The sequence below is a fragment of the Azospirillum aestuarii genome (assembly GCF_016632405.1).
Classification (GTDB): domain Bacteria; phylum Pseudomonadota; class Alphaproteobacteria; order Azospirillales; family Azospirillaceae; genus Azospirillum; species Azospirillum aestuarii.
On record NZ_JAEPIV010000009.1, the window covers coordinates 23,451 to 37,221 of the forward strand.

The following is a 13,771-nucleotide window of genomic DNA, read 5'->3' on the forward strand; positions in this document are numbered from 1 at the left end:
GCCCGCCGTCCGAGGGGACGACGGGCCTTTTGGCTGGGGCCTTTTCGCTTCCGCCGGGTTTGCTTCCGCCGGGTTTGCGGTCAGTGGGCGTAGACCGGGGTTTCCTGTGCCGGCGGCTGGGTGTGGGCGACCATCTCGGTGAGCTGGAGCTTGGTGAAGTCGCGGGCGCTGACGACACCGACCAGCGTGGAACCGTCGAGCACCGGCAGATGGCGGATGTGGTGGCGGTCCATCAGCTCCAGCGCGTGGACAAGGCTGTCGTCGGGCGAGCAGGTCTGCGGCGCGCGCGACATCAGCATGAAGACCGGCGTCTTCAGGACCGAGGCGCCGCGTTCCAGCAGCGCGTAAACGACGTCGCGTTCCGACAGCATGCCGGCCACGGCGTTGCCTTCCGTCCGGCAGACGTCCTTGACCACCAGGGCGCTGATGTTCTCCGACCGCATCAGTCGGATCGCCTCCTCGATGGTTTCGCCGGAACGGACGGTGACGACGCGGGATTCCTTGGTCCGAAGAATGTCGGCGACTTTCATGGCGAGCCCTCCACCAGACAGCGGGTTGCGTAAGCGCGCCCTGCACGGAAACCCCCGCGGGGGGACCGGAGCTTGACCGGTGGAGCCGCATCGGGCCGGTCGAAGGCCGTCGGCGGCACCTGGGCATCGGGCAGTGGCAGGCGATGGATATTTGGTATACCAGATGCCACGGCTCGTCAATAGCTAACATGGCAAACAATCAGTGAGATTGCATTTTTTTGCTGGGGCTTCGCCGGCCTTCGTCGTCGTCCCTATGGCGATCGTCAGGGTGCCCACAACGATAGCTGGCATGCCAAATACTCAGACTGACTGAGTGTGGGGGTGCGATGGTTGCCATGATGCTGCTGATGCTCGCGGCGTTCGCGTCGGGCGTTCTCAACGCCGTCGCCGGGGGAGGGGCCTTCATCACGTTTCCGGCGCTGCTGTTCGCCGGGGTGCCGCCGGTCAGCGCCAACGTGTCGAGCACCGTCGCCCTGTTCCCCGGCCAGATGGCCAGCGCCTGGGCCTACCGCAACGAGATCCGGGGCGTGACGGAGGTCAGCGTCACCGCCTTCTCCGTGGTCAGCCTCGTCGGCGGCGTGGTCGGGGCCATCCTGCTGCTGACCACGCCGGACCGCGCCTTCGCCGGGCTGGTGCCGTGGCTTCTGCTGTTCGCGACGGCGGTCTTCGCGGTGGGCAGCTTCATGCCGGCGCTGGCAGCCCGCCTGCGGCTCGGAGGGCGCTCCGTTCTGGTCGTGCAGTTCATCATCGCCATCTATGGCGGCTATTTCGGCGGCGGGATCGGCTTCCTGATGCTGGCGGCGCTGACCCTGTTCGGCCTGCGCGACATCCACGCCATGAACGGTCTGCGCATCCTGCTGGCCGCTCTGATGAACGGCGCGGCGGTCGCGGCCTTCTGCCTGTCCGACGCGGTGTCCTGGCCGGAAACCGCCGTGATGGCGGTGTCGGCCATCGCCGGCGGCTACGTCGGTGCGCATGCGGCGAAGCGGGTCAGCCGCGACGTGATGAAGTGGGTGGTGGTGTCGATCGGCGTGGGGCTGACCCTGTACTTCTTCATCAAGGGCGCCGGAGCCTGAGGGCGCCCCACACCGGGTCTTGTCAGGGCTGGCCGGGAACGGCGATGGGACGCAGCCCCTTGGCGTAGCTCTTCCACCGCTCCTGGTAGACGGCGGCGGGGGCGCGCATCCGCTCCACATCCTCGTCCGACAGCGTGCGCACCACCTTGCCCGGCGCGCCGAGCACCAGCGAGCGGTCGGGGATTTCCTTGCCCTCCGCGATGAAGGCATGGGCGCCGATCAGGCAGTCACGTCCGATGCGGGCTCCGTTCAGGACGGTGGCGCCGATGCCGATCAGGCTGCCGTCGCCGACGGTGCAGCCGTGCACCATCGCCAGATGGCCGATGGTCACGTTGCGTCCGATGAGCAGCGGGAATCCCGGATCGACGTGGAGGACGGCGTTGTCCTGGACGTTGCTGCCGGCGCCGATGTGGATGCGCTCCTCCTCGGCGCGCATGACCGCCCCCCACCAGACGGACACGTCCTCCTCCAGAAGGATGTCGCCGACCACGGTGGCGCTGGGGGCCACCCAGCAGTTTGGCGACAGCTGCGGGACCTTGTCGTTGAAGGCGTAGATCACCCGTTCCTCCTTTATTCTTCGTGTGGGCATCCTACCGCGGAACGGATCGGCGGCGTGAGAATGCTGCACTGCGCTATACCCATAAGAAAATTGCGTGATATGATGGGTGCGCTTGGTTCCCGACCCGTGTGAGGACTCCCATGCCGCTCTATTCCTACCACTGCACCGCCTGCGACCACGATTTCGAAGCGCTGGTGCGCTCGTCGGACACGCCCGTCTGCGCCTCCTGCGGGTCGGCGGCGCTGGAGCGGAAGGTGGCGCGCATCGCGCCGGACACCAAGGCCGACAAGTTCCTGAACACGGCCCGCCGCGCCGCCGCAGCGGAGGGCCATTTCAGCAACTACAGCAAGGCGGAACGCTCGCGCATTTAGCGCGGCGCTCACGTCCCGTCCGGTATCCCATACTTGCGCAGCTTGTTCGCGATCATCGTGTGCGAGGTGTGGAGCCGGGCGGCCAGCTTGCGGCTGGAGGGGTAGCGCGGGTAGAGGCGGCGGAGCAGGCCGCGCTCGAACGCCGCCGCCGCCTCGTCCCAGTTGGACGGCTCGGCGGGCTCGCCGCCGGTTTCGGCGTCCATGCGCGCCCCGGCCAACTCCAGGTCGGCGGCGTCGAGATAGGCGCCGTCGCTCATCGTCACGGCGCGGAAGATGACGTTCTCCAGCTGGCGGACGTTGCCCGGCCAGGGGTTGGCGAGCAGGGCGGCGCTCGCCGCGACGGTCAAACGGCAGGGCGGGCGGCGGGCCTGGGCGCAGGCGCGGGCGATGAAGTGCCGGGCCAGCAGAAGGATGTCGTCGCCGCGCTCGCGCAGCGCCGGGACCTGGAGCGACAGCACGTTCAGCCGGTAGAACAGGTCCTCGCGGAAGCTGTGCTCGGCGACCATGGCGTCGAGGTCGCGGTGGGTGGCGCTGACCACGCGGACATCCACCGTCTGCTCGCGGTCGCCGCCAACACGGCGGAAGCGCCCGTCGTTCAGGAAGCGCAGCAGCTTGGCTTGGAGGTAGGGCGACATCTCCCCGATCTCGTCGAGAAAGACCGTGCCGCCATGGGCCAGTTCCAGCAGGCCCGGCTTGCCGCCGCGCTGCGCTCCGGTGAAGGAGCCGGGGGCGTAGCCGAACAGCTCGCTCTCCGCCAGACTCTCCGGAACGGCGGCGCAGTTCAGCGCCAGGAAGGGCTTGTCGCGTCGCGGGCTGGCGCGGTGGCAGGCGTGGGCGATCAGCTCCTTGCCGGTGCCCGTCTCGCCCAGGATCAGCAGCGGCGCGTCCACCGCCGCGACCCGCGCAGCCCGCGCCTTCAGCGAGCGGACCGGGGCGGACTCGCCGAGGATGCGGTCGAAGCCGCCCTCGTCGAAGTTCTGCAGCGCGTTCAGCCGTTCGCCCAGCCGGCTCGGCGCGAAGAGGGTGACGACGCCACCGGCCGGACGCCCGTCCTCAACGATGGGGGTGGCGTCGAGCAGGAAGGGCTGCCCGTTCAGCGTGACCTCCTGCCCGGCGGCGAGGCGGAAGCCGTTGTCCACCAGCAGGTCGGACAGCTCCGCATCGCCGAACAGCCGCCCGAAATCGGCGCCGGTCAGGGCGGCCTCGCTGCGTCCGGCGACCGTCGCGGCGGCGGCGTTCGCGACCACGATGCGGCCCGCGCGGTCCACCGCCAGAACCGGGTCGGGCAGCGCCTGGAGAAGCGCGTCCAGATGCAGCCGCCGCCGTGTACCTGGCAGAATGTCGATGGGAGTGACGGACTCCACGCCTGGCACGGCGCGCAGGGCGGCGTCGAGCGCGCCGAAGCCCGGCACGTCCAGTTCCGGCGCGTCGATGTGGATGTGCGGCGGGTCCACCTCCACCGCCACGACGTTCAGGCGCCGCTTGGCGAGCACGGCCAGGATCTCATGGGCGATGCCGACCCGGTCGGCGAACAGGACGTCGATGCGCATGGCTTCCCCCGGTGGAGTGGGCGAGAGTACCACGACGGGCGCATCTGTAAACATCCGTGTACGCCGTAACGATTTCTGTACGGGTACTGCAACTCGCTGTTTTATCGGTGTTTAACTGGGAAACAGGAGATGTGTTTCGAGTGACGCGTAACGATTGGTGTACGGTCTCATCCGGAGCTCAACCGTCCGCGCCAGTGATTCCGCGGCTTCCGGCACTTGGCATCCCGTTTGCGAATGGGATGCGGACAAATCCGTGATCTCGGGAGCCTTCACATGCGCGTCATCGTCCTCGGCAGCGGCGTCATCGGCGTTTCCACCGCCTATTTTCTGGCGAAGGCCGGACACGAGGTCACGGTGGTGGACCGGCAGCACGGCCCGGCGCTGGAGACCAGCTACGCCAACGCGGGCGAGGTTTCGCCGGGTTACTCCGCCCCATGGGCAGCGCCGGGCCTGATGGCGAAGGCCGTAAAGTGGATGCTGATGAAGCATTCCCCCCTGGTGATCCGGCCCAAGTTGGACCCGGCGATGTGGTCCTGGTGCCTGAAGCTGCTGGCGAACGCCAACGAGCGCTCCTACGAGATCAACAAGGGCCGCATGGTCCGGCTGGCCGAATACAGCCGCGACTGCCTGCGCGCTCTGCGCGACGAGACCGGCATCCGTTACGACGAGCGCGCCAAGGGCACGCTCCAGGTCTTCCGCACCCAGAAGCAGGTGGACGCCGCCGCCACCGACATGGCCGTCCTGGACCGCTTCAAGGTGCCCTACAGCCTGCTGGATGTGGAGGGCTGCGCGGCCGTCGAGCCGGCGCTGCGGCTGGTCAAGGAGAAGATCGTCGGCGGCCTGCTGTTGCCCGGTGACGAGACGGGCGACTGCTTCCGCTTCACCAACGCGCTGGCCGCGATGGCGACGGAGCTGGGCGTGGAGTTCCGCTACAACACCGGCATCCGCAAGCTGGAGAGCGACGGGCGCCGGGTCACCGGCGTGGTCACCGACGCCGGCACGCTGACCGCCGACTCCTACGTCGTCGCCATGGGGAGCTACTCCCCGATGTTGGTGAAGCCGTTCGGGCTGGACCTGCCGGTCTATCCGGTGAAGGGCTATTCGTTGACGCTGCCCATCGTCGATCCGGCGGGTGCTCCGGAATCCACGGTGATGGACGAAACGCACAAGATCGCGGTGACCCGCCTCGGTGACCGCATCCGCGTCGGCGGCACGGCGGAGTTGACCGGCTTCGACCTCACCCTGCGTCCGGACCGCCGCGGCCCGCTCGACCATGTGGTGAGTGACCTGTTCCCGACGGGCGGCGACCTGTCGAAGGCGGAGTTCTGGACCGGCCTGCGGCCCAACACCCCGGATGGCACCCCCATCGTCGGCGCGACCCCGGTGCGCAACCTGTTCCTGAACACCGGCCACGGCACGCTCGGCTGGACGATGGCCGCCGGTTCGGGCCGGGTGGTCGCCGACGTGGTCGGCGGGCGCCAGACGGAGATCGACATGGATGGGCTGACGGTCGCCCGCTACGGCCGCTCCGCCTCTGCCGCGTCCAGCCGCCCCACGGTCGGCGGCGTGGCCCGCCCGGCGGCCTGACGAGCCTTAATCCTACGGGCCTTACTCCCGTCGGGGTCTATTCCCGACGGGCCTGCGCGCCCTGGTTCAGGCGCGCGGTGTTGAATTCCTTCATGCGCGCCGCGTCGAACAAGCCGAGCGCCTTCACCTGCTCCGGCGTCGCCTGCAATGTGACGGAGGTCAGGCCCGGCTCCAGCGCCGCCGCTTTCCAGGCGACGGCGTAAGGGCCTTCGCCCTCAGGCTCCGGCGTGACCACGACGGCCTTGAGAGCGCCGTTGCGGTCGAACACCAGATCCTCCACCGTGCCGAAGAAGCCGGCCTCCGTCGCTCCGCCTTCCGTGTTGGCCGGCTGGCCGAGCAGGGCGGAGACGCGCCAGTCGCCGGGACGGCTGGCCGCCTGCTGCTGGCGGCGGATCAGGTCCAGCGTGTCGGGGCCGGTGACCGGATAGGCCAGGACGCCGTCCACCGATCCGGGCATGAGCTGGTGCCAGGGTACGGTGAAGCGCGCCTCGCCGACATCCAGCATGCCGCTGGCCTCGATCACCGCGCTTTCCAGCCGCCCGTCCGGGCCGACGACGAGATCCACCACCTGCCCAAGCTCCTCGCCGAGCAGCCCCTCGACCTCCGTCCCGACGATCACGCCGGCCCGCCAGCCCTGGTAGAGCCGGGGATAGGATGTTTCGGTGGTCCGCCCCGTTTCGGCGGACTGGGACGGTTGAGCCTGGACGGGTTGAGGAACGCCCAGGGTCAGGGACGTGGCGAAGGCGAACGCGGCGAGGATGCCCGCCGAAGTGCCGCTGTAACGCATGGGTCTGTGCTCCCGATTGTGACGCGCGGTCCGTCAAAGGGAACATGGGGGGTGCGCGGCGGTTCCCGAGGGAACTCCCCAGAGGTACGCCGGTTGCTGACCGGACAGGCCAACCGAGGAGGTGATCCCATGGCAGGAAAGCTGGAGAAGAAGACCGTCGCCGTTCTGGCGACCGACGGCTTCGAGCAGGTCGAACTGACCGAACCGGTGAAGGCGCTGCGCAACGAAGGCGCCGAGGTGCGGATCGTGGCGCCCCAGGGCGGGCAGATCCAGGGTTGGAACCACCACGACAAGGCCGACCGGGTGGACGTGGACGTCACGCTCGATCAGGCGGACCCCGGCACCTTCGACGCGCTGGTGCTGCCGGGCGGCGTCATCAATCCCGACGCGCTGCGGCTGGAGCCCAAGGCGATCGACTTCGTGCGCAGCTTCGTCCAGTCGGGCAAGCCCATCGCCGCGATTTGTCACGGCCCCTGGACGCTGATCGACGCGGGCGGCGCCAAGGGCAAGCGCATGACCTCCTGGCCGTCGCTGAAGGCCGATCTCGGCAATGCCGGAGCGAATTGGGAGGACAGCGAGGTCGTCGCCGACCAGGGCTTGGTGACCTCGCGCAAGCCGGACGATCTGCCGGCCTTCTGCCGCAAAATGGTGGAGGAGTTCGCCGAGGGTCGCCACGGCGCCCACCGCACCGCGGCGGAGTGATAGTGATGATGCACCGTCCCCTCTCCCCGGCGCTGGGAGAGGGGACAAACTCTCTAGACGGACGCCAGCGGCGACAGGCCGTTCTGGATCGCCCACACCGCCGCTTGCGTGCGGTTCTGGGCGTTGATCTTCCGCATCACGTTCTTGAAATGCATCTTCACGGTCGATTCCGTGATGTGCAGGTTGCGCGCGATGGCTTTGTTCGACTGTCCGGCGAGCAGGCAGCGCAGAATCTGAACCTCGCGCTTCGACAGTTCGTTGCTGGCGGGCTGGGCGCGCTCCGGCTGCGGGCGCTCGCTGTTGGCGTTGGCGATCAGCAGGCTTGCGACGTGGGTGGGATAGACCACCTCACCCAGCATGACCAGTTGAAGGGCGCGCAGAAGGGACTCGCTCGACATCGACTTGTTCAGATAGGCGTCGGCGCCCGCCTTCAGCGACAGCGACAGCGTGCGGTCGGCGATGGCGTCGGCCAGCACGGCGATGCGGGCGCTGGTGGCGGCGCGCAGGCGCTTTACCCCGCCGGCCTCGTCGTTCGTCGCCTCCCCCAGGGCCACCACGATCAGGTCGGGCAGCATCCCCTGCGCGATGGCCGCCTCGGCGTCCTCCACCGTCGCGGCGTGATGGCAGACGCGGAAGGGGCCACCGCTGATGAGCGTTCCCAGCGCCGCCGAAAACAGCCGATCATGGTCCACGAGCATGACGTTCCAGGTTTTCATCGAAACTCCTCCGTGACGCCACCCGTGACGAGCAGCGCACAACGCCAATCGTTGTCCGTTTCGCCTGGGAAAAGGGAAAAAAGCCGACTTTATTGTATCGAAAAAGCGTGCTTTACGCTGGTTGTCCCGATGATTTATACGGATGGTCTGGGAGCGGTGCAAGATGCTTGGAAGAAGCTCGATATGAATGAATCATAAATGGCTTCAAAAAGTCAGGAATTCGCATAGCGCTGCTTCTGCAAAGTCCAAAAGAGGTATCTTTATACTTTTCCGCTGGACAGAAAGCTGGGCTGGTTTGGGACGTCTTTGTTTTCCAAATCGGCTTTCGGCGGCTTGATGGGGTAGCAAAGAAATGGAAGTTCAGCTGCAGACGCGCGGCAAGGAGCGGTCGGTGGCCGGCAGGGCGCAAACGTTTCTGGTGGTGGACGACCACCCCTTGGTGCGGCACGGCTTCGCCCTCTCGGTGGGGGAGATCCACCCGGACGCGCAGGTGCTGGAGGCTGGCTCGCTGGACGAGGCGATGGTCATCGCCGACCGCACGCCGGATCTGACACTGGTCCTGTTCGACCTCAATCTGGGCGACCGCAGCGGGCGCGACGGGGTGCGTCGCATGGTCGAGGTTCTGGGAAACCGCCCGTTGCTGGTCATCTCCGGGTCGGACGAGGTGGCGGACATCGTGGACAGCGTGCGCCTGGGGGCCAGGGGCTACATCCTGAAGACCAGCTCCACGGCGGTCCTGGAGCATGCGATCTCCCTGGCGCTGACCGGGGAAACCTTCCTGCCGCTGCCGCGCGCCGTCCTGTCCGGCAACGTCGCGACGGAGGTCGCGCGCCCCTCGGGCCAGATCCTCGATCGGCTGACCGACCGGCAGCGCGACGTGTTCCAGCTTTTGCTGGCCGGCCACTCGAACAAGGAGATCGCGCGGGAGCTGGGCGTGCTGGAAGGCACCGTGAAGGTCCATGTGCGGGCCATCATGCAGAAGCTGGGCGTGCGCAACCGCACCCAGGTTGCCGTCGTGGCGGCCCGCAGCGGTTGCTTCCCGGAGGACGTCTGACGCCTTTCGGCGCCGTTTATCCATCCGAACCATGCCTTTATGGCTAGACGGCCGGCCCGCCATTGCGGCCTGCGGAGACTTTCCGGCACTATGACGGAAACGCCCGACAGGAGGGACAATGACGGGCTCTGTGCGTTTCGTGCTCGGCGGACGGGTGGTGGAGGTGCGGGACGTCGATCCCACCACCACGGTGCTGAACTGGCTGCGCGCCAACGGGCGCCCCGGTTCCAAGGAGGGCTGCGCCGAGGGGGATTGCGGCGCCTGCACGGTGGTGCTGGGCGATCTCACCCCAGATGGGCGCCTGCGTTACCGCGCCGTCAACGCCTGCATCCTCTTCCTGCCGATGATCGACGGCAAGCTGCTCCTGACCGTCGAGGATCTGGCCGGCGAAGACGGGGAACTGCACCCCGTTCAGGCGGCGATGGTCGACAAGCACGCCTCACAATGCGGCTTCTGCACCCCCGGATTCGTGATGGCGCTGTTCGCGCTCCACCATGACGGACGCGCTGCCGATGGCGTCCTGAACGATGGGGCGATCCATGACGCGCTGGCCGGCAACCTGTGCCGCTGCACCGGCTACCGCCCGATCCTCGACGCTGCTCGCGCTGTGATGGCGGAGCGGGCCGAAGACCGTTTTGACCGGGCGGAGGAGGGCATCGCCACGGTGCTGCGCTCCATCCGGCGCGACGGCTCCCTGACCGTGACTCATGGCCCCGCCAGCTTCCACGCGCCGCGGAGCGTCGATGAACTGGCCGCCCTGTTCGTCGCGCATCCGAACGCCACGCTGGTCGCCGGGGCGACCGACGTCGGGCTGTGGGTGACCAAACAGGGGCGCAGCCTGCCCACGCTGATCCACCTCGCCCAGGTGCGGGAGCTTCACCGGATCGACGAGGGGACCGAGGCGCTGGAGATCGGCGCGGCGGTGACCTACACCGACCTGCTGCCGGTTCTGGAGCGCCGCCTGCCCGAGCTGGCCGCCCTGGTCACCCGCATCGGGGCGGCGCAGGTGCGCAATTCCGGCACGCTGGGCGGCAACGTCGCCAACGGCTCCCCCATCGGGGACAGCATGCCGGCCCTGCTGGCGCTGGGGACCTCGCTGGTGCTGAACCGGGGCGGGGTGCGGCGGGAGCTGCCGCTGGACGGCTTCTATCACGGCTACCGCAGGAACGACCTGAAGCCGGGCGAGTTCGTCGAGCGCATCCGCATCCCGCTGCCGCGCGAGGGCCAGCGCTTCGCCACCTGGAAGGTGTCCAAGCGGCGGGATCAGGACATCTCCGCCGTCTGCGCCGCCTTCCTGCTGACCCTGGACGGGGAGGGGCGGGTGGCGGATCTGCGCGCCGGCTACGGCGGCATGGCGGCGACCCCGGCCCGCGCCCCGGCGCTGGAGGCGGCGATGGCCGGGCAGCCCTGGACGGCGGACGCCGTGGCGGCGGCCTTGCCGGCGCTCGACGGCGACTTCCGGCCCATGACCGACATGCGGGCCAGCGACCGCTACCGGGCGCTGGTGGCGAAGAACCTGCTGATGCGCTTCCTTCTTCACACGACCGGGGCCGAATTGCCTTCCCTGGAGGCCGTGCATGGCTGACGGCGGCACCATCCAACCGATCCGCGGTGGCGTCCACCGGGGCATCGAGCATGAAAGCGCCCGCAAGCATGTGATGGGCGCCGCGGCCTACACCGACGACATTCCGGAACTGCCCGGCACGCTGCACGTCGCGGTGCGGTTGTCCGAGCGGGCGCACGCGCGCATCCTGGGCATGGATCTGTCGCGGGCGAAGCAGGCGCCGGGCGTGCACGCGGTCCTGAGCTACGCCGATGTTCCGGGGGACGGCGACATCGGCACCGTCCAGCGCGGCGACCCGATCCTGGCCGACGAGTTGGTGACCTATGCCGGGCAGGCGGTGGTCGCCGTGGCGGCGGAGACGCTGTCGCAGGCCCGCGCCGCCGCCCGGCTGGTCGAGATCTATTACGAGGATTTGCCGGCGGTGCTGACCGCCGAGGCGGCGCTGGAAACGGGCAGCTTCGTCTCCCCGCCGCTGACCTTCCGGCGCGGCGACGCGGCGGCGGAGGTCGCCGGGGCGCCGCACCGGCTGACCGGCACGCTGGAGGTCGGCGGGCAGGACCATTTCTACCTGGAAGGCCACATCGCCTACGCCATCCCCAAGGAAGACGGCGACCTTCTGGTCCATTCCTCGACCCAGCACCCGGCGGAGGTCCAGCACGCCGTCGCCCAGGTGCTGGGACGGCCGATGCACGGGATCTCCGTGGAGTGTCGGCGCATGGGCGGCGGCTTCGGCGGCAAGGAAAGCCAGCCGGCGCAGATCGCCGCCATCGCCGGCCTGCTGGCGAACGCGACGAAGCGGCCCGTGAAGTTCCGCCTGGACCGCGACGACGACATGCTGATGACCGGCAAGCGCCACGACTTCTTCGTGCGCTACGACGTCGGCTTCGACGGCGAGGGGCGCATCCAGGGTCTGGAGATGGACCTTGCCGGGCGCTGCGGCATGTCGCTGGACCTGTCCAACGGCGTGGTCGACCGCGCGATGTTCCACGCCGACAACGCCTACTATCTGCCGGCGGCGCGGGTGACCGGACATCGCTGCAAGACGAACACGGTGTCCAACACCGCCTTCCGTGGCTTCGGCGGGCCGCAGGGCGTCATCGCCATCGAGCATGTGGTGGACGAGATCGCCCGCTCCCTCGGCAAGGACCCGCTCGACGTGCGCCGCGCCAACCTCTATGGCGGGCCGGGCCGCGACACCACCCACTACGGGATGCCGGTGGAGGAGCCGGAGATCCTGGCCGAGCTGATGGACCGGATCGAGCGGGACGGCGACTACCGCCGCCGCCGCGAGGAGATCGACGCCTTCAACGCCCGCAGCCCGGTGCTGAAGAAGGGGCTGGCGGTGACCCCGGTGAAGTTCGGCATTTCCTTCACCGTCAAGCACCTGAACCAGGCGGCGGCGCTGGTCCATGTCTACACCGACGGCTCCATCCAGGTGAACCACGGTGGGACGGAGATGGGGCAGGGCATCCACACCAAGATGGCCCAGATCGCCGCCCAGGAGTTCCAGATCGACGTGGACCGGGTGCGGGTCACCGCCAGCGCCACCGACAAGGTGCCGAACGCGCCGCCCACCGCCGCGTCGGCCGGCACCGACCTGAACGGCATGGCGGTGCGCATCGCCGTGGGGACCATCCGCGACCGGCTGGTGGCGTTCCTCGCCCAGCACTGCCACACCACGCCCGACAAGGTGGAGTTCCGCGACAACGCCGTCTTCGCCGGCAACCATGCCATGACCTTCGCGGAGGTGGCGAAGCTCGCCTACCTGAACCGGGTGTCGCTGTCCTCCACCGGCCATTACGCCACGCCGAAGATCTGGTGGGACCGCGAGAAATGCGAGGGGCGGCCCTTCTTCTACTTCTCCTGCGGCGTCGCGGTGACGGAGGCGCTGATCGACACGCTGACCGGCGAGTACAGCTTCCCCCGCGCCGACGTGCTGCACGACTGCTCCGGCAGCATCAACCCGGCCATCGACCTGGGGCAGGTGGAGGGCGCCTTCGTCCAGGGGCTGGGCTGGGTCACCTCGGAGGAGCTGTGGTGGGACGGCGAGGGACGCTTGCGCACCCACGCGCCCAGCACCTACAAGATCCCGACCTCGCGCTCGCTGCCGGAGGATTTCCGGGTGGCGCTCTACACCGACCGCCCCAACCGGGAGGACACGGTGTTCCGCTCCAAGGCGATCGGGGAGCCGCCGCTGATGCTCGGCATCTCGGCGTGGCTGGCGCTGAAGGACGCCGTCGCGGCGGTGGGCGGCCACCGGCTGCCGGTGCGCCTCGACGCGCCGGCGACGCCGGAGCGCGTGCTGCTGGCGGTTGAGGATGTGAAGGCCCAGGAATTGAAGGCAAGGATGGGTTCCGCTGGTGGCTGACGCGTTGATGAAGAAGGTCGCCGTCCACGGCGCGGCGACGGTGCGGTTCGAGCATCGCCACGGGGCCACGCGCCTCGCCACGCTCTATCACCACGATCCGCTGCGGGTGCTGCTGCCCGACCCGCGGGCGGAGGATCTGTCCATCGCGGTGCTGGTCACCACCTCCGGCGGGCTGGTCGGCGGCGACCGGCTGGACGTCGCCCTGTCGGCGGGGCCGGGGGCGGCGGCGCTGGTGACGACCCAGGCGGCGGAGAAGGTCTACCGCTCCGCCGGGCCGGACTGCCGCATCGACACCCGCGTGACCGTCGAGGCCGGCGGCTGGCTGGAATGGATGCCGCAGGAGGCCATCGTCTTCGAGGGCTCCCGCCTGCGCCGCCTGACCCGGCTGGAACTGGAGGGCGACGCCCGCCTGATCGCCGGGGAGATGCTGGTCTTCGGGCGCGCCGCCTTCGGCGAGACGGTCACCCGCGGCCTTGTCCGCGACGCTTGGGAGGTGGTGCGCGACGGCCGCCTTGCCTGGGCCGACGCCCTGCATATGGACGGTGACCTCGCCGAGACGCTGGCCCACCCGGCGGGCTTCGGCGGGGCCGGGGCCTGCGCCACACTGCTCTACGCCGCACCCGACGCCGCGACCCGGCGGGACACGCTGCGCGAGGCGGCGGAGGGGCTGGAGGGCGTACGGGTCGGCGCCACGGCCTTTGACGGGCTGCTGGTCGTCCGCATCCTGGGCGGCGAGGCGCGGTCGGTGCGCGGCGCCTACGCGGCGCTGTGGTCGCATCTGCGCTCCGCGGCGGCGGGCCTGCCGACGCGCTTGCCGCGACTGTGGGAAGTCTGACCCGATCGAAAGCGCACAGCGCCTGTCGAAACGGGATTGGCGCACCGCAGCGACGTGGCATAATCCCGCCAA

General features: G+C 69.1%; 13 protein-coding genes. 8 read left to right on the forward strand and 5 right to left on the reverse strand.

Features of this window, described 5'->3' with window-relative positions; genetic code table 11:
- Window positions 1-80: 80 nt before the first annotated feature.
- Window positions 81-530 carry a CBS domain-containing protein gene (locus JJL56_RS16900; RefSeq protein WP_109068344.1) on the reverse strand — a complete coding sequence of 150 codons (450 nt, stop codon included), beginning with the start codon at window positions 528-530 and terminating at the stop codon, window positions 81-83.
- 335 nt (window positions 531-865) lie between these two features.
- Here JJL56_RS16900 and JJL56_RS16905 point away from each other — a divergent pair, with 335 nt between their 5' ends.
- A complete protein-coding gene (locus JJL56_RS16905; protein ID WP_247891116.1) occupies window positions 866-1,606 on the forward strand; it encodes a sulfite exporter TauE/SafE family protein in 741 nt (246 codons plus the stop codon).
- A gap of 22 nt (window positions 1,607-1,628) precedes the next feature.
- Here the strand turns inward: JJL56_RS16905 and JJL56_RS16910 are convergent, their stop codons facing one another.
- Window positions 1,629-2,165, reverse strand: a complete 537-nt coding sequence (locus JJL56_RS16910; RefSeq protein WP_345772594.1) for a gamma carbonic anhydrase family protein — start codon at window positions 2,163-2,165, stop codon at window positions 1,629-1,631.
- A 140-nt stretch (window positions 2,166-2,305) separates the two neighbouring features.
- On the opposite strand from JJL56_RS16910, the gene JJL56_RS16915 reads away from it, so the two are divergent.
- On the forward strand, window positions 2,306-2,536 hold the full coding sequence (locus tag JJL56_RS16915) for an FmdB family zinc ribbon protein (RefSeq protein WP_035673472.1): 231 nt from the start codon (window positions 2,306-2,308) through the stop codon (window positions 2,534-2,536).
- Window positions 2,537-2,544: 8 nt separating this feature from the next.
- Here JJL56_RS16915 and JJL56_RS16920 read toward each other — a convergent pair whose 3' ends face one another.
- The gene (locus tag JJL56_RS16920; RefSeq protein ID WP_200485718.1) at window positions 2,545-4,086 is read right to left on the reverse strand and encodes a sigma-54-dependent transcriptional regulator; all 1,542 of its coding nucleotides are present in this window, start codon (window positions 4,084-4,086) and stop codon (window positions 2,545-2,547) included.
- A gap of 273 nt (window positions 4,087-4,359) precedes the next feature.
- On the opposite strand from JJL56_RS16920, the gene JJL56_RS16925 reads away from it, so the two are divergent.
- Complete coding sequence (locus JJL56_RS16925; RefSeq protein ID WP_200485719.1) at window positions 4,360-5,673, forward strand: D-amino acid dehydrogenase; 1,314 nt, start codon at window positions 4,360-4,362, stop codon at window positions 5,671-5,673.
- Window positions 5,674-5,710: 37 nt separating this feature from the next.
- Here JJL56_RS16925 and JJL56_RS16930 read toward each other — a convergent pair whose 3' ends face one another.
- Window positions 5,711-6,460 carry a PRC-barrel domain-containing protein gene (locus tag JJL56_RS16930; protein ID WP_200485720.1) on the reverse strand — a complete coding sequence of 250 codons (750 nt, stop codon included), beginning with the start codon at window positions 6,458-6,460 and terminating at the stop codon, window positions 5,711-5,713.
- A gap of 129 nt (window positions 6,461-6,589) precedes the next feature.
- On the opposite strand from JJL56_RS16930, the gene JJL56_RS16935 reads away from it, so the two are divergent.
- Window positions 6,590-7,162: a type 1 glutamine amidotransferase domain-containing protein gene (locus JJL56_RS16935; RefSeq protein WP_145626551.1), complete on the forward strand. Its 573-nt coding sequence runs from the start codon at window positions 6,590-6,592 to the stop codon at window positions 7,160-7,162.
- Between the two features lie 53 nt (window positions 7,163-7,215).
- On the opposite strand, the gene JJL56_RS16940 is transcribed toward JJL56_RS16935, so the two are convergent.
- Window positions 7,216-7,878, reverse strand: a complete 663-nt coding sequence (locus JJL56_RS16940; RefSeq protein ID WP_145626552.1) for a LuxR C-terminal-related transcriptional regulator — start codon at window positions 7,876-7,878, stop codon at window positions 7,216-7,218.
- 352 nt (window positions 7,879-8,230) lie between these two features.
- On the opposite strand from JJL56_RS16940, the gene JJL56_RS16945 reads away from it, so the two are divergent.
- From JJL56_RS16945 to JJL56_RS16960, 4 genes are all read left to right on the forward strand, one after another.
- A complete protein-coding gene (locus JJL56_RS16945) occupies window positions 8,231-8,932 on the forward strand; it encodes a LuxR C-terminal-related transcriptional regulator (protein WP_200485721.1) in 702 nt (233 codons plus the stop codon).
- Between the two features lie 118 nt (window positions 8,933-9,050).
- A complete protein-coding gene (gene xdhA / locus JJL56_RS16950; RefSeq protein ID WP_145626554.1) occupies window positions 9,051-10,517 on the forward strand; it encodes a xanthine dehydrogenase small subunit in 1,467 nt (488 codons plus the stop codon).
- On the forward strand, window positions 10,510-12,864 hold the full coding sequence (xdhB, locus tag JJL56_RS16955; protein ID WP_200485722.1) for a xanthine dehydrogenase molybdopterin binding subunit: 2,355 nt from the start codon (window positions 10,510-10,512) through the stop codon (window positions 12,862-12,864). The genes xdhA and xdhB overlap by 8 nt, the downstream gene beginning before the upstream one ends.
- Window positions 12,857-13,699: an urease accessory protein UreD gene (locus JJL56_RS16960; RefSeq protein WP_345772595.1), complete on the forward strand. Its 843-nt coding sequence runs from the start codon at window positions 12,857-12,859 to the stop codon at window positions 13,697-13,699. The genes xdhB and JJL56_RS16960 overlap by 8 nt, the downstream gene beginning before the upstream one ends.
- Window positions 13,700-13,771: the final 72 nt, after the last annotated feature.

Excerpts from the sequence above, each read along its gene's own strand:
- JJL56_RS16900 (WP_109068344.1), bottom strand. The coding sequence starts at position 530 with ATGAAAGTCGCCGACATTCTTCGGACCAAGGAATCCCGCGTCGTCACC.
- JJL56_RS16905 (WP_247891116.1), top strand. The coding sequence starts at position 866 with ATGATGCTGCTGATGCTCGCGGCGTTCGCGTCGGGCGTTCTCAACGCC.
- JJL56_RS16915 (WP_035673472.1), top strand. The coding sequence starts at position 2,306 with ATGCCGCTCTATTCCTACCACTGCACCGCCTGCGACCACGATTTCGAA.
- JJL56_RS16920 (WP_200485718.1), bottom strand. The coding sequence starts at position 4,086 with ATGCGCATCGACGTCCTGTTCGCCGACCGGGTCGGCATCGCCCATGAG.
- JJL56_RS16925 (WP_200485719.1), top strand. The coding sequence starts at position 4,360 with ATGCGCGTCATCGTCCTCGGCAGCGGCGTCATCGGCGTTTCCACCGCC.
- JJL56_RS16930 (WP_200485720.1), bottom strand. The coding sequence starts at position 6,460 with ATGCGTTACAGCGGCACTTCGGCGGGCATCCTCGCCGCGTTCGCCTTC.
- JJL56_RS16935 (WP_145626551.1), top strand. The coding sequence starts at position 6,590 with ATGGCAGGAAAGCTGGAGAAGAAGACCGTCGCCGTTCTGGCGACCGAC.
- JJL56_RS16940 (WP_145626552.1), bottom strand. The coding sequence starts at position 7,878 with ATGAAAACCTGGAACGTCATGCTCGTGGACCATGATCGGCTGTTTTCG.
- JJL56_RS16945 (WP_200485721.1), top strand. The coding sequence starts at position 8,231 with ATGGAAGTTCAGCTGCAGACGCGCGGCAAGGAGCGGTCGGTGGCCGGC.
- xdhA (WP_145626554.1), top strand. The coding sequence starts at position 9,051 with ATGACGGGCTCTGTGCGTTTCGTGCTCGGCGGACGGGTGGTGGAGGTG.
- xdhB (WP_200485722.1), top strand. The coding sequence starts at position 10,510 with ATGGCTGACGGCGGCACCATCCAACCGATCCGCGGTGGCGTCCACCGG.